This window comes from Streptomyces hawaiiensis (assembly GCF_004803895.1).
GTDB lineage: Bacteria > Actinomycetota > Actinomycetes > Streptomycetales > Streptomycetaceae > Streptomyces > Streptomyces hawaiiensis.
In genome coordinates this window covers 2,216,047-2,235,221 of record NZ_CP021978.1, presented here as the reverse complement: position 1 = coordinate 2,235,221, position 19,175 = coordinate 2,216,047, and the positions used below count along the sequence as shown (strand labels likewise).

Genomic DNA, 19,175 nt, shown 5'->3' with positions numbered 1-19,175 from the left:
CGGACCGGCGTGGCCGACCGTCTCATCGTCCGTGGAGCGCGCGAGCACAACCTCAAGAACGTCTCGCTCGACCTCCCGCGCGACTCGCTCATCGTCTTCACGGGCCTGTCGGGGTCGGGCAAGTCCTCGCTGGCCTTCGACACCATCTTCGCGGAGGGACAGCGGCGCTACGTGGAGTCCCTCTCCTCGTACGCCCGGCAGTTCCTCGGCCAGATGGACAAGCCGGACGTCGACTTCATCGAGGGCCTTTCCCCGGCCGTCTCCATCGACCAGAAGTCGACCTCGCGCAACCCGCGCTCCACGGTCGGCACCATCACCGAGGTCTACGACTACCTGCGTCTGCTCTTCGCGCGCATCGGCAAGCCGCACTGCCCGCAGTGCCGCCGCCCGATCACCCGCCAGTCGCCGCAGGCCATCGTCGACCGGGTCCTGGAGCTGCCCGAGGGCAGCCGCTTCCAGGTGCTCTCGCCGCTGGTGCGCGAGCGCAAGGGCGAGTTCGTCGACCTCTTCGCCGACCTCCAGACCAAGGGCTACTCCCGCGCGCGGGTGGACGGCGAGACGATCCAGCTGTCGAACCCGCCCACGCTGAAGAAGCAGGAGAAGCACACCATCGAGGTGGTCGTCGACCGTCTCACGGTGAAGGACGGCGCCAAGCGCCGCCTCACCGACTCCGTCGAGACCGCCCTCGGTCTGTCCGGCGGCATGGTCGTGCTCGACTTCGTCGACCTCCCCGAGGACGACCCCGAGCGCGAGCGCATGTTCTCGGAGCACCTGTACTGCCCGTACGACGACCTGTCCTTCGAGGAGCTGGAGCCGCGCTCCTTCTCCTTCAACTCGCCCTTCGGCGCCTGCCCGGACTGCACCGGCATCGGCACGCGCATGGAGGTCGACCCGGAGCTGATCGTCCCGGACCCGGACAAGAGCCTCGACGAGGGCGCCATCCACCCCTGGTCGCACGGCCACACCAAGGACTACTTCGGCCGCTTGATCGGCGCCCTCGCCGACGCGCTGGGCTTCCGTACGGACATCCCCTTCGCGGGCCTGCCGCAGCGCGCCAGGAAGGCCCTGCTCCACGGCCACAAGACCCAGGTCGAGGTCCGCTACCGCAACCGCTACGGGCGTGAGCGCCGGTACACCACGGCCTTCGAGGGTGCCGTCCCCTTCGTCAAGCGCCGGCACAGCGAGGCCGAGAGCGACTCCAGCCGCGAGCGCTTCGAGGGCTACATGCGCGAGGTGCCGTGCCCCACTTGTGAGGGCACGCGCCTGAAGCCGATCGTCCTCGCGGTCACGATCATGGACAAGTCCATCGCCGAGGTCTCCGCGATGTCCATCAGTGACTGCGCGGACTTCCTGGGCGAACTCAAGCTCACCGCCCGCGACAAGAAGATCGCCGAGCGCGTGCTGAAGGAGGTCAACGAGCGGCTGCGGTTCCTGGTCGACGTCGGCCTGGACTACCTCTCGCTGAACCGCGCGGCCGGCACCCTCTCCGGCGGCGAGGCCCAGCGCATCCGCCTGGCCACCCAGATCGGCTCCGGCCTCGTCGGCGTCCTGTACGTCCTCGACGAGCCGTCCATCGGTCTGCACCAGCGCGACAACCACCGGCTGATCGAGACCCTGGTCCGGCTGCGCGACATGGGCAACACGCTCATCGTCGTCGAGCACGACGAGGACACGATCAAGATGGCCGACTGGGTCGTCGACATCGGCCCCGGCGCCGGTGAGCACGGCGGCAAGGTCGTGCACAGCGGCTCCCTGAAGGGGCTGCTCGCCAACGACGAGTCGCAGACCGGGCAGTACCTGTCCGGCAAGAAAGCCATCCCGCTGCCCGACATCCGCCGCCCGCTGGACCCGTCCCGGCAGCTCACGGTGCACGGCGCCCGGGAGAACAACCTCCAGGACATCGACGTCTCGTTCCCCCTGGGCGTGTTCACCGCCGTCACCGGAGTGTCCGGCTCCGGCAAGTCGACGCTGGTCAACGACATCCTGTACACGCACCTGGCCCGCGAGCTGAACGGCGCCCGGAGCGTGCCCGGGCGGCACACGCGCGTGGACGGCGACGACCTCGTCGACAAGGTCGTGCACGTGGACCAGTCGCCCATCGGCCGCACCCCCCGCTCCAACCCGGCCACGTACACCGGCGTCTTCGACCACGTCCGCAAGCTGTTCGCCGAGACGACCGAGGCGAAGGTCCGCGGCTACATGCCCGGCCGCTTCTCCTTCAACGTCAAGGGCGGACGCTGCGAGAACTGCTCGGGCGACGGCACCATCAAGATCGAGATGAACTTCCTCCCGGACGTCTACGTCCCGTGCGAGGTCTGCCACGGCGCCCGGTACAACCGGGAGACCCTGGAGGTCCACTACAAGGGCAAGTCCATCGCCGAGGTGCTGAACATGCCGATCGAGGAGGCCACCGACTTCTTCGAAGCGGTCCCCGCGATCGCCCGGCACCTCAACACGCTGAAGGACGTCGGCCTCGGCTATGTCCGCCTCGGCCAGGCCGCGACCACCCTGTCCGGCGGTGAGGCGCAGCGCGTGAAGCTCGCCAGCGAACTGCAGAAGCGCTCCACCGGCCGCACGGTCTACGTCCTGGACGAGCCGACCACCGGCCTGCACTTCGAGGACATCAGCAAGCTGCTGACGGTCCTGTCCGGACTGGTCGACAAGGGCAACACGGTCATCGTCATCGAACACAACCTCGACGTGATCAAGACCGCCGACTGGATCGTCGACATGGGCCCCGAAGGCGGCGCCGGCGGCGGTCTGGTCGTCGCCGAGGGCACACCCGAGCAGGTGGCCGGAGTCCCGGCCAGCCACACCGGCAAGTTCCTGCGGGAGGTCCTCGGCGCCGACCGCGTCAGCGACGCGTCCTCGGTGAAGGCGCCGCGCAAGACGACGGCCCGCAAGACGGTCGCGGCCAAGACGGCATCGGCCCGCAAGACCGCCACCAAGACGGTCAACAGCACGGCCACCGAGAAGACGGCGGCCAAGACCACCAAGGCCGCCGCTAAGAAGACGACCAGGGCCGGCAAGGCCTGAGGTCTCCTGCTGCACGCGCCGTGCCCCACAGGCAACCTCCTGTGGGGCACGGCGCGTTCGGTGCGCGGTCAGGCCGTCTTCGGCTCCACGAACTGCATGTCGAGCTGGATCTTGACCACTTCGCCGAGCAGACCGGGGGCGAAGTCCAGTCCGAAATCGCCGCGCCGGATCTCGCCCGTCGCCTCGAACCCGGCGTGCCGGCTGCCGTCCATGGGCACCTCGACCAGTCCGCCGAACTCCACGGCGAAGGTCACCGGGCGGGTCACGTCGCCGATCGTCAGCTCGCCCTCCATGGCCCAGTCCTCACCCTCGCCCGACACCCGCGTCGAGCGGTACGTCATCGTCGGGCGCTTCTCCACGTCCAGCAGGTCGGAGGCGCGGACGTGCCCGTCCCGGTCGGCGTTGCCGGTGTTGACCGAGGCCAGGTCGACGGTCGCGGAGACCCGCACGTCCTCGATCCGCTCCCCGACGAACAGTTCGGCCTCCAGCCGCTCGAAGCGCCCCCGCACCTTGGCGATGCCCAGGTGCCGGATGGTGAAGTTCACGGAGGAGTGGAACGGGTCGAGGGCCCACTGACCGGAGGCCAGCGGCAGGGCGGTGATGGCGGTGTCATTCGTCATGCCCTCCACTGTGCGAGCCGCGCGGCCCGGAAGGGAGACCGGCCGGAGCCTGGTAGTGACGGGGCCACCCTCCGCGCCCCGGGGCGCTGTACGTTCGGCAGGTGAGCGACAACGAGTTGGGCACGTTCCTGCGCACCTGGCGTGAAGCCGTCACCCCGGCCGAGGCAGGTCTGCCCGCAGGCCCCCGGCGCCGGACCCCGGGCCTGAGGCGGGCCGAACTGGCCACACTCGCCGGCGTCAGCGTCGAGTACCTCACCCGGCTGGAACAGGGCCGCGACCGCAACCCCTCCGCCCAGGTGCTCGGCGCCCTCGCCGACGCCCTGAACCTCTCCCTCGGCGACCGGATGCTGCTGCGCCGCCTGACCAAGGAGGCGGACGGCGGCGACCCGCTGGTCTGCGCGGCGGCCCCGCCGCTCAGCCGCGCGGCGCGCCCCACCGTACGGGCCGTACTGGACCGCCTGGAGCCGACTCCCGCACTGGTGGTCAACTGGATCGGCGACGTCCTCGCCCACACGGCCGGGTACGAACGGCTGGTCGGCCCCCTCGGCCTGCTGGATGGCGAGCGGCCCAACCTGCTCCGGTACCTGTTCACCGACGAGCGGGCACGCAGCGCCTACCGTGACTGGGGCCGGGTGGCCGACGACCTCGTCGCCCGGCTCCGGCACAACGTCCCCCTGAGGGACCCGTACCTCGCCGAGCTGGCCGACGAGCTGACGGTGACGGCGGGCGCGGACTTCACCGACCGGTTCGCCGACCTGGCCATGGCACCGAGGCGGACGGGCTCCCAGCACATCGAGCACCCGGAGGCCGGTCCCCTGCGGCTGCTGCTCGAGACGCTCGCGCTTCCCGGCGAGGGGCAGCAGCTCATCATCCACCTGCCCGAGGACGAGGCCACGGCCGCCGCCCTGGACCGCCTCGACGGCCGGCGCCCCGGCGCGCTGCGGGCGGTGACGATGGGAGAGACCGGCTGAGGCCCCCGGCCGCTGTGGGGGCTTCCGTCCGTGTCAGCCCTCCAGCTCGTGCGCGTACGGCGGCTCAGCCCCGGCCCGTGAGCAGGTGATCGCCGCCGCGCGGGCCGCGAAGCCCAGCAGCTCCGTCCAGCCGCCGGGGCCCAGCCCGGAAAGCGCCCGGGCGCTGAGGGCGTCCCGTACCGCGAGCCCGTGCAGCAGGGCCGCGTTGACCGTGTCGCCCGCGCCGATCGTGTCCACGACCGCCACGCGTTCGCCCGGCACTGCGTACTCGCCGCCGTCGGCGGTGAAGGCGGTCAGCCCGTCGCCGCCCCGGGTGATCACCACCGCCGCCGGACCGGCCGCCAGCCACTCCTGAGGCGTCCCGCCCAGCCACTCGGCGTCCTCCGCGGACAGCTTCAACAGCGACACCGACGGCAGCCAGCTCTTGAACCGCGCCCGGTAGGCGTCCGCGTCCGGGATCAGCCCGGCCCTGATGTTCGGGTCCAGTGCGGTGAACACGCCCTGCGCGGCCGCCCGGCGCATCAGCTCCTCGTACGCGCTCGCCCCCGGCTCCAGCACCAGCGAGCAGGTGCCGAAGGACACCGCGCGGGTGCCGGACGGCAGCGCCGAGGGCGCCTCGAACAGCCGGTCCGCCGTCCCGTCGACGTAGAAGGAGTAAGCCGCCGAGCCGTCCGCGCCGACCGTGGCGACGGCGAGGGTCGTCGGCTCGGTGCCCCGCTGCACCGAGGACACGCCGACCCCGGTCTCGAGCAGCCGGTCCAGCAGAGCCTCTCCGAAGGCGTCGGACGACACCCGGGAGCAGAAGGCGGCGGGGGAGCCGAGGCGGCCCAGCGCCACGGCTGTGTTGAACGGGCCGCCGCCGAGCGCGGGCCGCAGCGCCGCCAGGGCACCCCTGCCCTGCGGTACCAGGTCGATCAGTGCCTCACCGGCGACGACGATCACGACGACATTCCTTCCTCGGACGGGCTGGGGCAGCCGCACGACGTGCGGTGCACGAAGGCAGAGGGCAGGCGCACGGTCCGGGCGGGCCGGTCCGGCTCGGCGAGACGCTCCAGCAGCACGCGGACGGCCCGGGCGCCGATGTCCCTGGCGGGCTGCGCGATCGCGGTGAGGCGGGGCGAGAACAGGTCCGCCCAGGCGAAGTCGTCGAAGCAGCACAGGGCGATGTCGCCCGGCACGGACAGGCCGTGCGCGCCCAGGGCACGCAGCACCCCGATGGTCATGGCGTTGTTGCCGGTGACCAGCGCGGTGGGCGGCACGCCCAGGGACAGCAGGGCCTCGATGGCCTGCTCGGCGCCGGCCGACTGCGAGTCGCCGTGCACCAGCAGCCGCTCGTCGTACGCCAGCCCCGCGAACGCGAGACCGCTGCGGTAGCCGGTGATCCGCTCGCTCGTGGTGCTGAGCCCCGGCCTCCCCGCCACCAGCCCGATCCGCCGGTGACCGAGGCCGGCGAGATGGGTGACCAGCCGGGACGTCGGTTCGGCGTTGTCGGCGCACACCTGGTCGAAGCGCGGACCACCGTCCGTCCCGGCCGCGTCCACCAGCCGGTCCAGGAACACGGCCGGTACGTCGTGCCGCCCCAGGTAGGCGAGCAGCCCGCGCGGATCGGCGGAGGGCGCGACGATCATGCCGTCCACCCGGCGCTCGTGCAGCAGCCGGACGACCTTGCGCTCGTGCTCCGGGTCGTCGTGCGGATCGGCGATCAGCAGGCTGTAGCCGGCCTCCAGCGCGGCGGCCTCGACGCCCTGGAGGATCTCCGTGAAGTACGGGTTGCTGATCGCCGACACCGCCAGCCCGATGGACCGGGTACGGGCCGTCACCAGGGAACGGGCCAGCGTGTTCGTGCTGTAGCCGAGCTCCTCCACGGCGTCCAGGACCGCCTGCCGGGTGTGCGGCAGCACCGGACGGGTGCCGTTCAGCACATGCGAGACCGTCGCCACGGAGACACCGGCGCTGCGCGCGACGTCGGCCATGGTCGCCATGCCGCTCCCGCCTCCTCCGTCGGTCTCCTGGCGGGGAACGTATCGCATCCGGCGGCAGACGTAAACGCTTGCGCAAACGCTTACGTCCGACCGCGCGTCCAGGGAAAGGTCAGACAGGAGGGCAGATCCAGATCCGTGCGGTTACTCCCAGTCCCAGCCGATCCCCAGGAACCCCGCCCGCACCCGTGGCTCGACCAGATGGACCGACCGGTGCCTGCCGCTCAGCGCCAGGTCCTGGCAGCCGTTGCGGGGCGCCGCGGCCGAGTGCTGGGCGAAGCGGTGGCAGCGCACCGGCAGGGCCGCCGCGTCGAAGCACACCTGGAGGGCGTACTGGCCGCCGGGGGCGTCGAAGCCGCGGACGTACTCGCGTGACACGCCCGCCGTGCCGTCCTCCACGCCGTAGCGGAACAGGAAGGTGTCCCCGGCCCGCAGCCGGGTGTCGAAGAGCAGCTCGGCCGCGAGCACTCCCGTGTCGCGGTGCCAACGGACCCGCCCGGTACGGCAGTTCTCCAGGGCGTGCACCCGCATGCGCTCGGGCGTGGCCCCCCGGTCGCCGTGGTGGACGGCCACGAAGCGGTCGATGCCGTCCCGGTGGGCGCGCACGATGTGGTGCGACTCGCGCTCGGCCAGCTCGCGCCGCGCCCCGATCCGGAGCCGTTCGTGGTGGCCGAGGGTGTGCAGGCCACCGTCCGGCGGGCAGCCCAGCTCGGCCAGCAACTGGTCCAGGACCCCGGACGCCTCGACGAGGGAGCGGTAGGAGCGGGCGGCGGACCGCACCCCGGACGGTCCCTCTCCGGACTCGGAGAGCAGCCGGATCAGCGACTCCTCGGGAAGCTCCAGGATCTCCTCCAGCGCGCGTACGGCCCGCAGCGACTCGGGACGCTGCGGACGCCGGGCGCCCTGCTGCCAGTAACTCAGGCTCGTGACGCCGACCTTCACACCGTGGCGGGACAGATGGTGCTGCACACGCTGCAGCGGCAGCCCGCGGGCGGCGATCGCTGCCCGCAGGGCGGCGTGGAAGGGGCCGCCTCGCAGGGCCGAGTCCAGTTCCGCGGTGGCGACGTCCGCGTGCTGTGGGGCGTGCGGCATGCAGGGGCCTCTCTGTGAGTCGGCGACGGCTGGTCAGACCGTCGGCGCGGGCCGCCCGGGGCCGTCCCGCCGGCGCGGGGGAGGTCTTCACATCCGTACGCCGTCGTTCAGGGCCCTGAGTTCCCCCGCATTGAAGCGTGTTGACCTGGTCCCGACAACACCTGATGCCGGACAGTGACGTACGTGCTCCCGCCGGCTCCGTCCGGACATGCGAACGCCCGGGGCGTGCGCCCCGGGCGTTCGCGGTGGAGGTGTGCTTCTAGGAGCGGTCGCTTCCGCGCTGTTCCCGCAGGGCCAGGCGCTTGGCCCTCGCGATGTCGGGATCGCGCGGGTCCAGGGCGTCGCGCAGCGCCAACGGCTCGTCCGTGTACCGGCGGGCACGGGCCGCCCGCCGGGTTTTCTCGATCCGCATCTGCTTCATGTGCGCAGCCCTCCGACCCGTGGCCCGTCCGCTCCGCACCGGGAACGACGGTCCGCACCGACAACCTGTGCCTGCACCGGGACGGACTCCGTCCGCCGGACGTCGCCGTGTCCCGTGGGTGAGCCCCATTCCCGCTCCGGGGTGGCCGTAACCCCGGGGCGGGACATGCCGTTGGAATCTGCCCTCCCGCCGGGGCCGTGATCTGTCCCGTGGCCGCGCCGGACTGTCGGTGCTCGCCAGTAGGGTGTGAGACATGGCCGACCCCTCCAGCTACCGCCCCAAACCGGGTGAGATCCCCGACTCGCCGGGGGTCTACAGGTTCCGTGACGAGCACCGCCGGGTGATCTACGTCGGAAAGGCGAAAAGCCTGCGCCAGCGCCTGGCGAACTACTTCCAGGACCTGGCGGGCCTGCACCCGCGCACCCGCTCCATGGTCACCACAGCCGCGTCCGTGGAGTGGACGGTGGTGTCCACGGAAGTCGAGGCGCTCCAGCTGGAGTACTCCTGGATCAAGGAGTACGACCCCCGGTTCAACGTCAAGTACCGCGACGACAAGAGCTACCCGTACCTCGCGGTGACGATGAACGAGGAGTTCCCGCGCGTGCAGGTGATGCGTGGTCACAAGAAGAAGGGCGTGCGCTACTTCGGGCCGTACGCGCACGCGTGGGCCATCCGGGACACGGTCGACCTGCTCCTGCGCGTCTTCCCCGTGCGCACGTGCTCGGCCGGCGTCTTCAAGAACGCCGCCCGCACGGGCCGCCCCTGCCTCCTCGGCTACATCGGCAAGTGCTCGGCGCCCTGCGTCGACCGGGTCTCCGCCGAGGAGCACCGGGAACTGGCCGACGAGTTCTGCGACTTCATGACCGGCCGGACGAACACGTACATCCGCCGCCTGGAGAAACAGATGGGCGAGGCGGCCGAGGAGATGGAGTACGAGCGGGCGGCCCGGCTGCGCGACGACGTCGGGGCCCTGAAGAAGGCCATGGAGAAGAACGCGGTCGTGCTCGCCGACGCGACCGACGCCGACCTGATCGCGGTCGCCGAGGACGAGCTGGAGGCGGCCGTCCAGATCTTCCACGTGCGCGGCGGACGCGTGCGCGGCCAGCGCGGCTGGGTCACCGACAAGGTGGAGGAGATCACCACCGGCGCCCTCGTCGAGCACGCCCTGCAGCAGCTGTACGGGGAGGAGACGGGCGACGCCGTCCCCAAGGAGGTCCTGGTCCCGGCCCTGCCCGACCCCGTGGAGCCCGTCCAGGAGTGGCTCACCGGCCGACGCGGCTCGAACGTCTCCCTGCGCATCCCGCAGCGCGGCGACAAGAAGGCCCTCATGGAGACCGTGCAGCGCAACGCCCAGCAGGCGCTCGTGCTGCACAAGACCAAGCGTGCCTCCGACCTGACCACACGCTCGCGTGCCCTGGAGGAGATCACCGACGCCCTCGACCTGGACAGCGCCCCGCTCAGGATCGAGTGCTACGACATCTCCCACCTCCAGGGTGACGACGTCGTGGCGTCCATGGTGGTCTTCGAGGACGGGCTCGCCCGCAAGAGCGAGTACCGCCGCTTCCAGATCAAGGGCTTCGCCGGGCAGGACGACGTCCGCTCCATGCACGAGGTGGTCACCCGCCGCTTCCGGCGCTATCTCGCCGAGAAGGAGAAGACGGGCGAGTGGACCGACGGCGAGAACGCCGAGACCCCTGAGACCGACAGGAACGGCGAGATCGTCGGGACCGGCCCCACCGAGGACGACGGCCGCCCCAAGAAGTTCGCCTACCCGCCCCAGCTCGTGGTCGTCGACGGCGGCGCCCCCCAGGTCGCCGCCGCCCGGCGCGCCCTGGACGAGCTCGGTATCGACGACATCGCCGTGTGCGGCCTCGCCAAGCGCCTGGAGGAGGTCTGGCTGCCCGGCGACGACGACCCGGTGGTCCTGCCCCGCACCAGCGAGGGCCTGTATCTGCTCCAGCGCGTCCGTGACGAGGCCCACAGGTTCGCGATCACCTACCAGCGCACCAAGCGGTCCAAGCGCTTCCGCTCCAGCCCCCTGGACGACGTCCCCGGCCTCGGGGACACGCGCAAGCAGGCACTTCTGAAGCACTTCGGTTCGTTGAAGAAACTGCGATCCGCCACCATCGACCAGATCTGCGAGGTCCCCGGCATAGGCCGCAAGACGGCCGAGACGATCGCCGTGGCCCTCGCCCGGTCGGCCCCGGCCGCACCCGCCGTCAACACGGCGACTGGAGAGATCATGGAAGAGGAACCCGGCACCATGGGTTCCAGTGGGGAACCCGTGACGCTGGGCGCCCCGGACGAACGACGGGGGCAGGAGACATGAATGTGAACGAGCACGACGGGCAACAAGAGCAAGCCGGAGACGGAGCACAGGTGAGTACGGGCACGCCCAACGAGAAGACCCCGGTCCCGGACGCGGCCATCCCCGAGCTGGTGATCATCTCCGGCATGTCCGGAGCGGGACGCTCCACGGCGGCGAAGTGCCTGGAGGACCTCGGCTGGTTCGTCGTCGACAACCTGCCGCCCGCGCTGATCCCCACCATGGTGGAGCTCGGCGCCCGCTCCCAGGGCAATGTGGCGCGGATCGCCGTCGTCGTCGACGTGCGCGGCCGTCGCTTCTTCGACAACCTGCGCGAATCCCTCGCCGACCTCGAGGCGAAGAACGTCACGCGGCGGATCGTCTTCCTGGAGTCCTCCGACGAGGCCCTGGTCCGCCGCTTCGAGTCGGTGCGCCGCCCGCACCCCCTGCAGGGCGACGGCCGCATCGTCGACGGCATCGACGCCGAGCGCGAGCTGCTGCGTGAGCTGCGCGGTGACGCCGATCTGGTCATCGACACCTCCAGCCTGAACGTGCACGAGCTGCGCGCCAAGATGGACGCCCAGTTCGCCGGAGAGGAGGAGCCGGAGCTGCGGGCCACGGTCATGTCGTTCGGCTACAAGTACGGCCTGCCGGTCGACGCCGACCTCGTCGTCGACTGCCGCTTCCTGCCGAACCCGCACTGGGTCCCGGAGCTGCGCCCGTACACCGGCCTCAACGACGAGGTCGCCGGGTACGTCTTCAACCAGCCCGGTGCCAAGGAGTTCCTCGACCGCTACACGGAGCTCCTCCAACTGGTCGCCACCGGCTACCGCCGTGAGGGCAAGCGCTATGTGACCATCGCCGTGGGCTGCACGGGCGGCAAGCACCGCTCGGTCGCCATGTCGGAGAAGCTCGCCGCCCGGCTCGCCGCCGAGAGCGTGGAGACGGTGGTCGTACACCGGGACATGGGACGCGAATGACACGACGTACTCCGCGGCTGAGCCGGCTGCGCCGGGTGGTGCCCGAGGGCAACGGCGGCAAGGGCGACCCCGGCGGAAAGGGCGGCCGGCCCGCCGAGGCCCGGGGCGGCAGACCACGCCGTCGCGGTACCCAGCCCAAGGTCGTCGCCCTCGGCGGCGGCATGGGCCTGTCCGCCTCGCTCGCCGCACTGCGCCGGATCACCGGCGACCTCACCGCCGTCGTCACTGTGGCCGACGACGGCGGCTCCAGCGGCCGGCTGCGCGACGAGCTGGGCGTGCTGCCGCCCGGCGACCTGCGCAAGGCACTGGCCGCGCTGTGCGGCGACGACGACTGGGGCCAGACCTGGGCCCGGGTCATCCAGCACCGCTTCCAGTCCCAGGGCGACCTGCACGAGCACGCGGTCGGCAATCTGCTGATCGTCGCCCTGTGGGAGCAGCTCGGCGACCATGTCCAGGCCCTCGACCTGGTCGGACGGCTGCTGGGCGCCCAGGGCCGCGTCCTGCCGATGTCGGCCGTGCCGCTGGAGCTCCAGGCCCTGGTCAAGGGCCACGACCCGGCGCGCCCGGAGGCGGTCGACACGGTCCGCGGCCAGGCGACCGTCGCCCTCACCCCGGGCGAGGTGCAGTCCGTGCACCTCGTGCCGAACGACCCGCCGGCCGTGCCCGAGGCAGTCGCGGCCGTCCTGGACGCGGACTGGGTGGTGCTCGGTCCCGGCTCCTGGTTCTCCTCGGTCATCCCGCATCTGCTCGTGCCCGAGCTGCTGGACGCGCTCACGCAGACGAAGGCCCGCCGGGTGCTCTCCCTGAACCTCGCGCCGCAGCCCGGAGAAACCGAGGGATTCTCCCCGCAGCGTCATTTGGAGGTTTTGGGACGACACGCCCCTAAACTCGCCCTGGACGTGGTGCTGGCCGACGAGGCCGCCGTGCCCGACCGTGACTCCCTGACCGATGCCGCCAAGCGGTTCGGAGCCGCGGTCGAGCTGGCGCCGGTGGCCGGACCCGACGGAACCCCGAGGCACGACCCGGAGCTGTTGGCCGCCGCGTACGACCGTATTTTTCGGATGCATGGAAGGATCGGCCCATGGCGATGACGGCAGCGGTGAAGGACGAGATCTCCCGGCTCCCCGTCACCCGGACCTGCTGCAGAAAGGCGGAGGTCTCCGCCATTCTGCGGTTCGCCGGCGGCCTTCACCTGGTGAGCGGTCGGATCGTGATCGAGGCAGAGCTGGACACGGCGATGGCGGCCCGCCGTCTCAAGCGGGACATTCTGGAGATCTTCGGCCACAGCTCCGAACTGATCGTGATGGCTCCGGGCGGGCTGCGCCGCGGCTCGCGCTACGTGGTGCGGGTGGTGGCGGGCGGTGACCAGCTCGCACGCCAGACCGGCCTGGTCGACGGGCGGGGCCGCCCGATCCGCGGCCTGCCCCCGCAGGTGGTCTCGGGGGCCACCTGCGACGCCGAGGCCGCCTGGCGTGGCGCCTTCCTGGCGCACGGCTCGCTCACCGAGCCCGGCCGCTCCTGCTCCCTGGAGGTGACCTGCCCGGGCCCCGAGGCGGCGCTCGCCCTGGTCGGCGCCGCCCGCCGGCTGTCGATCCCGGCGAAGGCCCGCGAGGTGCGCGGCGTGGACCGGGTCGTCGTCCGGGACGGTGACGCGATCGGCGCCCTGTTGACCCGCCTCGGCGCGCACGAGTCGGTGCTGGCCTGGGAGGAGCGCCGGATGCGCCGGGAGGTGCGCGCCACGGCGAACCGGCTGGCCAACTTCGACGACGCCAATCTGCGCCGCTCGGCCCGCGCGGCCGTCGCCGCCGGGGCCCGGGTGCAGCGCGCCCTGGAGATCCTCGCCGACGATGTGCCCGAGCACCTCGCCGCCGCCGGCCGGCTGCGCATGGAGCACAAGCAGGCCTCCCTGGAGGAGCTGGGCGCGCTCGCCGACCCGCCGCTGACCAAGGACGCGGTCGCCGGCCGGATCCGCCGCCTGCTGGCCATGGCCGACAAGCGCGCCTCCGACCTCGGCATCCCGGGCACGGAGGCCAACCTCAGCGAGGAGCTGGCCGACAACCTGGTGGGCTGATCCCACACAGCGTCAGGAAGCCGGTGCCGGAGCCCACTTGGGTGACCGGCACCGGCTTTTGCGTGTCGCTGAGGCACCCTTGACTCGATCATGGTCTGTCATGAGCCTGGCATCTGTTCGCTGCTGTGGCGGACCCACGCTAGGGGGGTTCATGAGACGAAGAGCGAGATCGATCCTCGCCGTCGGCGCGCTCCTGATCGGCGGAGCGAGCTTCGCACCCATCGCCCAGGCACAACCGGGGCGTTCGACCGCGTCCGACCCGGACGAGGTCAAGGTCTTCCGCGCCGAGGTCACCCAGCAGCAGGTACCCCTGCTGCTGGCGGCCGGCCAGGACGGCCACGAACTGAGTGAGCGGGTGCCCGAGAAGGGCACCGCGACCGTCGAGGTCTATCTGACGGACCAGCAGGCGAAGAAGCTGGAGAAGCAGGGCGTCCGCCTCACCGAGCACGAGCTCTCCAGTCGGGCCGAGGCCCGGGCGAAGGCCGCCGCCCAGGGCGTGTTCCGCCCGTACAGCGGCAAGGGGGGCCTGCGGGAGGAGCTTCTGCGGACCGCGCGGGAGAACCCGGACCTCACCAAGGTCGTCTCCATCGGCAAGACCATCGAGGGCCAGGACATCCTCGCGCTGAAGCTCACCAAGGGCGCGAAGAAGACGAAGGACGGCTCCAAGCCCTCCGTTCTCTACATGTCCAACCAGCACGCGCGCGAGTGGATCACGCCGGAGATGACCCGGCGCCTGATGCACCACTACCTGGACGGCTACAAGAAGGACCGGCGCGTCAAGAAGATCGTCGACTCCACCGAACTGTGGTTCCTGCTGTCGGCCAACCCCGACGGCTACGACTTCACCTTCGCCGACCCCGACAACCGCCAGTGGCGCAAGAACCTGCGGGACGTCAACGGCGACGGCACCATCACCACCGGCGACGGCGTCGACCTCAACCGCAACTTCGCCTACAAGTGGGGCTACGACGACGAGGGCTCGTCCCCCAACCCCACCAGCCAGACCTACCGCGGCGCGGGCCCCAACTCCGAGCCCGAGACCCAGGCTCTGGACGCCTTCCAGAAGCGGATCGGTTTCACGTACGGCATCAACTACCACTCGGCCGCCGAGCTCCTCCTCTACGGAGTCGGCTGGCAGGTGGCCACACACACCCCGGACGACGTCCTGTACGAGGCGCTCGCCGGTACGCCCGAGAACTCCGCGGTCCCCGGCTACCACCCGCAGCTCTCCTCCGAGCTGTACACCACCAACGGTGAGGCGGACGGCCACGCGGCGAACGTCAACGGCCTGGCGATGTTCACCCCCGAGATGTCGACCTGCCAGAGCGCCTCGGACCTCGACCCGAACGACGAGTGGAAGGCGTCCGACTGCCAGTCGGTCTTCACCTTCCCGGACGACGAGAAGCTGATCCAGCAGGAGTTCACGAAGAACGTCCCGTTCGCGCTCTCCGTCGCCGAGTCCGCCGCCCACCCCGACCGGCCTTCCTCGTCGGTCGGCCTGAAGGCCGCGGACTTCACCCCGGCCGCGTTCGGCACGTCGTACTCCCGCGGCGCCGACCAGGAGGTCTCCGTCGTCGTACGGAAGGCGGTGCGCGACAAGGAACTCAAGTACCGCGTCAACGGCGGCCGCACCCTGGACATGGCGCTCAAGCCCTGGAAGGGCGGCGAGACCTACGGCGGTGAGGACAACCTCTACTTCGACGAGTACCGGGCCAAGGTCAAGGACGGCGAGCCGGGCGACAAGGTCGAGGTGTGGTTCACCGGCGAGACGAAGAACGGCAAGAAGGTCTCCAGCGAGCGCTTCACCTACACCGTCGCCGAGCGGCCCCGGGCGAACACCCTCGTGGTGGCCGAGGAGGGCGCTGCCGCCACACACGCGCAGACGTACGTCGACGCGCTCAAGGCGAGCGGCCGCAAGGCGGTCGTCTGGGACGTCGCCAAGCAGGGCGCGCCGGACGCGCTGGGCGTGCTGAGCCACTTCGACACCGTCGTCCACCACACGGGCGCGAGCATCCCGGGCGTGGCCACCCAGCTCCAGCTGCGGGCCTTCCTCAACGAGGGCGGCCGGCTCATCGAGGCCGGTGAGCAGGCCGGCGGCAACGTCGACCTCGGCGGCGGCGCGCTGTCGAACGACTTCAGCCAGTACTACCTGGGCGCCTACACCCGCACCGCCACCCCCGGGGCCACCGGCTTCACCGGCTCCGGCGAGCTGGGCGGCGTCACCAGCCCGCTGAGCGCGGCGCCCGGCAACCCGCTCGACAGGGCGGGCACCTACAGCGTCACCTCCGACGAACTGCCCGCCGACCGGTTCCCGCAGTTCGCCGGCAAGGGCGCCGGGCAGTTCGCCGGCACGGTCAACCCGTACGGCCCGTACGCGGGCTCCTCGATGGCCGCCGCCGTCCACACCGACGACGCCTACAAGCGCCTCACCCGCACCGTGGACCTCACCGGTACCGCGGCGGCCGACCAGCCCACCCTGCGCACCCAGCTGCTGTGGGACACGGAGTCCGGTTACGACCACGCCATCGTCGAGGCCCACACCACGGGCGCCGACGACTGGACGACCCTTCCCGAGGCGGGCGGCGCCACCAGGAACGCCGTGCCGACGGAGTGCCAGGGCGGGTTCTACGTCAACGGGCACCCCTGGCTGAAGCACTACCTGACCGTGGCGGACGACGGCTGCACCGCGACCGGCACCACCGGCACGTGGAACAGCCTCACCGGCGCATCCAACGGCTGGCAGCAGATGAACTTCGACCTGAGCGCCTACGCCGGCAAGACGGTCGAGGTCTCGATCAGCTACGTCACCGACCCGGGCAGCGGCGGGCACGGCGTCCTCGCCGACGACGCCTCGCTCGTCGTCGGCGGCACGGCGAAGGAGACCGAGGGCTTCGAGACCTCACTCGGCGCCTGGAAGGTCGCCGGACCACCCGGGGGCAGCCCGGCCGTCCTCAAGGACTGGGCACGCACCGGCGCCCTGTTCCAGACGTACGGCGCGGTCACCACGGACGACACCGTGCTGCTGGGCTTCGGTCTGGAGCACGTCACCGCGGCGGCCGACCGGGCCGCACTGATGAGGAAGGCACTCGCTTCCCTGGACGGGTGACATCCCTGGTCAACGGGGAACTCGCCCGGTAGCGAAATCGAATGATCCTTCTCTCGGCCGTGGGCGGTCCGTACCCCTACTGGCGGGTACGGACCGCCCTGCCGTGTATGGGGCATCTGGATGTCACCAGCGGTGCTTCAGAGAGGTAGGGTCGTAGGCGGTCGGGGACATCCCAAACAGAGCTCGCCGGCACCTCATGGCCGGCGTACCAACGAGGAGATCGGTTCGTGACGATCCGCGTAGGCATCAACGGCTTCGGTCGTATCGGTCGCAACTACTTCCGCGCGCTGCTGGAGCAGGGTGCAGACATCGAGATCGTGGCTGTCAACGACCTGGGTGACACCGCGACCACCGCCCACCTGCTGAAGTACGACACCATTCTGGGCCGCCTCAAGCAGGAGGTCACGCACACCGCCGACACGATCACGGTCGACGGCAAGACCATCAAGGTGCTCGCCGAGCGCAACCCCGCCGACATCCCGTGGGGCGAGCTGGGCGTCGACATCGTCATCGAGTCGACCGGCATCTTCACCAAGAAGGCCGACGCCGAGAAGCACATCGCCGGTGGCGCGAAGAAGGTCCTCATCTCGGCTCCGGCCAAGGACGAGGACGTCACCATCGTGATGGGCGTCAACCAGGACACGTACGACCCGGCGAGCCACCACGTCATCTCCAACGCCTCCTGCACCACCAACTGTGTGGCGCCGATGGCGAAGGTGCTCGACGAGAACTTCGGCATCGTCAAGGGCCTGATGACGACGGTCCACGCGTACACCAACGACCAGCGGATCCTGGACTTCCCGCACAAGGACCTGCGTCGCGCGCGTGCCGCCGCCGAGAACATCATTCCGACCACCACGGGCGCCGCCAAGGCCACCGCGCTGGTCCTGCCGCAGCTCAAGGGCAAGCTGGACGGCATGGCCATGCGCGTCCCGGTCCCGACCGGCTCCGTCACCGACCTGGTGATCGAGCTCTCCCGCGAGGTCACGAAGGAAGAGGTCAACGCCGCCTTCCAGAAGGCCGCCGAGGGCGAGCTCAAGGGCATCCTCGAGTACACCGAGGACCCGATCGTCTCCTCCGACATCGTGAACGCGCCGGCGTCCTGCACCTTCGACTCCTCCCTGACCATGGTCCAGGAGGGCAAGAGCGTGAAGGTCATCGGCTGGTACGACAACGAGTGGGGCTACTCCAACCGCCTCGTGGACCTTACGGTCTTCGTCGGCAACCAGCTCTGATCAACCGAGCAGGCACGTCCATGTGAGTGCAGGGCTCGGGCGGCGCGAGGACGCGCCGTCCGAGCCCTGACGCACGTACAGATCAGAGCTGTTCGATCACGAGCGCTTACGAGCGATCACGAGCTCTTTCAGGAGTCCCCTCATGAAGACGATCGACGAACTCCTCACCGAAGGGGTCGCGGGCAAGCGGGTCTTCGTCCGCGCCGACCTGAACGTGCCGCTGGACGGCACGCGCATCACCGACGACGGCCGCATCCGCGCGGTGCTGCCCACGGTCAAGGCCCTCGCCGACGCGGGCGCCCGGGTCGTCGTCGCCTCCCACCTCGGCCGCCCCAAGGGCGCCCCGGACCCGAATTTCTCCCTCGCCCCTGCCGCCGCGCGCCTCGGTGAACTCCTCGGCTCGGACGTGGCCTTCGCGACCGACACGGTCGACGAGTCCGCCCGCGCCACCGTCTCCGGCCTCGCCGACGGCCAGGTCGCGGTCGTCGAGAACCTGCGCTTCAACGCCGGTGAGACGAGCAAGGACGACGCCGAGCGCGGCGCCTTCGCCGACCGGCTCGCCGCCCTCGCGGACGTCTACGTCGGCGACGGTTTCGGCGCGGTGCACCGCAAGCACGCGTCCGTCTACGACCTCCCGGCCCGGCTGCCGCACTACGCCGGCCACCTCATCGCCACCGAGGTCGGCGTCCTGCGGAAGCTCACCGACGACGTCAAGCGGCCCTACGCCGTCGTCCTGGGCGGCGCCAAGGTGTCCGACAAGCTCGCCGTCATCGACCAGCTGCTCGCCAAGGCCGACCGTCTGCTCATCGGCGGCGGCATGGTCTTCACCTTCCTCAAGGCCAAGGGCCACGAGATCGGCACGTCCCTGGTCCAGGAAGACCAGCTCCCGGTCGTCCGGGAGTACATCGAGCGCGCCGAGAAGAACGGCGTCGAACTGGTCCTGCCCGTGGACGTCGTGGTCGCGCCGGAGTTCCCGGACCTCAAGACCAAGTCTCCGGCCCGGCCCACCACCGTCGCCGCGGACGCCATGCCGGCCGGCCAGATGGGGCTGGACATCGGCCCCGAATCCCGCAAGCTGTACGCCTCGAAGATCGTCGACGCCGCCACCGTCTTCTGGAACGGCCCCATGGGCGTCTTCGAGCACCCCGATTTCGCCGAGGGCACCAAGGCGGTCGCCCAGTCTCTCCTCGACTCCCAGGCCTTCACGGTGGTCGGCGGTGGCGACTCCGCCGCGGCCGTCCGCATCCTGGGCTTCGACGAGAACGCATTCGGCCACATCTCGACCGGTGGCGGCGCCTCCCTCGAATACCTCGAGGGCAAGACGCTCCCCGGCCTCGCCGCACTGGAGGACTGACCCCT

At 70.9% G+C, this 19,175-nt stretch carries 14 protein-coding genes; 9 read left to right on the top strand and 5 right to left on the bottom strand.

The annotated features are described in order from the left end of the window. Positions 1 to 9: 9 nt before the first annotated feature. Positions 10 to 3,036 carry an excinuclease ABC subunit UvrA gene (gene uvrA, locus CEB94_RS10320; protein ID WP_175431900.1) on the top strand — a complete coding sequence of 1,009 codons (3,027 nt, stop codon included), beginning with the start codon at positions 10 to 12 and terminating at the stop codon, positions 3,034 to 3,036. Positions 3,037 to 3,104: 68 nt separating this feature from the next. Here uvrA and CEB94_RS10315 read toward each other — a convergent pair whose 3' ends face one another. Beyond that, on the bottom strand, positions 3,105 to 3,656 hold the full coding sequence (locus CEB94_RS10315; RefSeq protein WP_175431899.1) for a YceI family protein: 552 nt from the start codon (positions 3,654 to 3,656) through the stop codon (positions 3,105 to 3,107). 101 nt (positions 3,657 to 3,757) lie between these two features. On the opposite strand from CEB94_RS10315, the gene CEB94_RS10310 reads away from it, so the two are divergent. Next, positions 3,758 to 4,627 carry a helix-turn-helix domain-containing protein gene (locus CEB94_RS10310; protein WP_175431898.1) on the top strand — a complete coding sequence of 290 codons (870 nt, stop codon included), beginning with the start codon at positions 3,758 to 3,760 and terminating at the stop codon, positions 4,625 to 4,627. Positions 4,628 to 4,660: 33 nt separating this feature from the next. On the opposite strand, the gene CEB94_RS10305 is transcribed toward CEB94_RS10310, so the two are convergent. The 4 genes from CEB94_RS10305 to CEB94_RS10290 all read right to left on the bottom strand — a co-directional run bounded on the left by CEB94_RS10305 (position 4,661) and on the right by CEB94_RS10290 (position 8,119). Continuing rightward, a complete protein-coding gene (locus tag CEB94_RS10305) occupies positions 4,661 to 5,569 on the bottom strand; it encodes a carbohydrate kinase family protein (protein ID WP_175431897.1) in 909 nt (302 codons plus the stop codon). Continuing rightward, positions 5,566 to 6,609, bottom strand: coding sequence for a LacI family DNA-binding transcriptional regulator (locus CEB94_RS10300; protein WP_175431896.1), 1,044 nt, complete (start codon positions 6,607 to 6,609; stop codon positions 5,566 to 5,568). The genes CEB94_RS10305 and CEB94_RS10300 overlap by 4 nt, the downstream gene beginning before the upstream one ends. A 141-nt stretch (positions 6,610 to 6,750) precedes the next feature. After that, positions 6,751 to 7,698, bottom strand: coding sequence for a hypothetical protein (locus tag CEB94_RS10295; protein ID WP_175431895.1), 948 nt, complete (start codon positions 7,696 to 7,698; stop codon positions 6,751 to 6,753). 259 nt (positions 7,699 to 7,957) lie between these two features. Beyond that, the gene (locus CEB94_RS10290; RefSeq protein WP_175431894.1) at positions 7,958 to 8,119 is read right to left on the bottom strand and encodes a hypothetical protein; all 162 of its coding nucleotides are present in this window, start codon (positions 8,117 to 8,119) and stop codon (positions 7,958 to 7,960) included. Positions 8,120 to 8,372: 253 nt separating this feature from the next. Here CEB94_RS10290 and uvrC point away from each other — a divergent pair, with 253 nt between their 5' ends. The 7 genes from uvrC to CEB94_RS10255 all read left to right on the top strand — a co-directional run bounded on the left by uvrC (position 8,373) and on the right by CEB94_RS10255 (position 19,170). Beyond that, positions 8,373 to 10,448, top strand: coding sequence for an excinuclease ABC subunit UvrC (gene uvrC / locus CEB94_RS10285; protein ID WP_175431893.1), 2,076 nt, complete (start codon positions 8,373 to 8,375; stop codon positions 10,446 to 10,448). Beyond that, positions 10,445 to 11,404, top strand: coding sequence for an RNase adapter RapZ (gene rapZ, locus CEB94_RS10280; protein WP_175431892.1), 960 nt, complete (start codon positions 10,445 to 10,447; stop codon positions 11,402 to 11,404). The genes uvrC and rapZ overlap by 4 nt, the downstream gene beginning before the upstream one ends. Further along, positions 11,401 to 12,495 (top strand): gluconeogenesis factor YvcK family protein, encoded by a 1,095-nt coding sequence (locus tag CEB94_RS10275; protein ID WP_175431891.1) that lies wholly within the window; start codon positions 11,401 to 11,403, stop codon positions 12,493 to 12,495. The genes rapZ and CEB94_RS10275 overlap by 4 nt, the downstream gene beginning before the upstream one ends. After that, positions 12,486 to 13,475 carry a DNA-binding protein WhiA gene (gene whiA, locus CEB94_RS10270; protein ID WP_175431890.1) on the top strand — a complete coding sequence of 330 codons (990 nt, stop codon included), beginning with the start codon at positions 12,486 to 12,488 and terminating at the stop codon, positions 13,473 to 13,475. Before CEB94_RS10275 ends, whiA begins: the two co-directional genes overlap by 10 nt. Positions 13,476 to 13,626: 151 nt before the next feature. Next, the gene (locus tag CEB94_RS10265; protein WP_175431889.1) at positions 13,627 to 16,581 is read left to right on the top strand and encodes a M14 family metallopeptidase; all 2,955 of its coding nucleotides are present in this window, start codon (positions 13,627 to 13,629) and stop codon (positions 16,579 to 16,581) included. A gap of 227 nt (positions 16,582 to 16,808) precedes the next feature. After that, positions 16,809 to 17,816 carry a type I glyceraldehyde-3-phosphate dehydrogenase gene (gap, locus tag CEB94_RS10260; RefSeq protein ID WP_175431888.1) on the top strand — a complete coding sequence of 336 codons (1,008 nt, stop codon included), beginning with the start codon at positions 16,809 to 16,811 and terminating at the stop codon, positions 17,814 to 17,816. Between the two features lie 142 nt (positions 17,817 to 17,958). Further along, a complete protein-coding gene (locus CEB94_RS10255) occupies positions 17,959 to 19,170 on the top strand; it encodes a phosphoglycerate kinase (protein ID WP_175431887.1) in 1,212 nt (403 codons plus the stop codon). Positions 19,171 to 19,175 lie beyond the last annotated feature (5 nt).

Bases quoted from the DNA above. Each gene is read 5' to 3' on its own strand.
- uvrC (WP_175431893.1), top strand. From the start codon at position 8,373: ATGGCCGACCCCTCCAGCTACCGCCCCAAACCGGGTGAGATCCCCGAC.
- CEB94_RS10315 (WP_175431899.1), bottom strand. From the start codon at position 3,656: ATGACGAATGACACCGCCATCACCGCCCTGCCGCTGGCCTCCGGTCAG.
- CEB94_RS10265 (WP_175431889.1), top strand. From the start codon at position 13,627: ATGAGACGAAGAGCGAGATCGATCCTCGCCGTCGGCGCGCTCCTGATC.
- CEB94_RS10275 (WP_175431891.1), top strand. From the start codon at position 11,401: ATGACACGACGTACTCCGCGGCTGAGCCGGCTGCGCCGGGTGGTGCCC.
- rapZ (WP_175431892.1), top strand. From the start codon at position 10,445: ATGAATGTGAACGAGCACGACGGGCAACAAGAGCAAGCCGGAGACGGA.
- CEB94_RS10295 (WP_175431895.1), bottom strand. From the start codon at position 7,698: ATGCCGCACGCCCCACAGCACGCGGACGTCGCCACCGCGGAACTGGAC.
- whiA (WP_175431890.1), top strand. From the start codon at position 12,486: ATGGCGATGACGGCAGCGGTGAAGGACGAGATCTCCCGGCTCCCCGTC.
- CEB94_RS10300 (WP_175431896.1), bottom strand. From the start codon at position 6,609: ATGGCGACCATGGCCGACGTCGCGCGCAGCGCCGGTGTCTCCGTGGCG.
- CEB94_RS10255 (WP_175431887.1), top strand. From the start codon at position 17,959: ATGAAGACGATCGACGAACTCCTCACCGAAGGGGTCGCGGGCAAGCGG.
- CEB94_RS10290 (WP_175431894.1), bottom strand. From the start codon at position 8,119: ATGAAGCAGATGCGGATCGAGAAAACCCGGCGGGCGGCCCGTGCCCGC.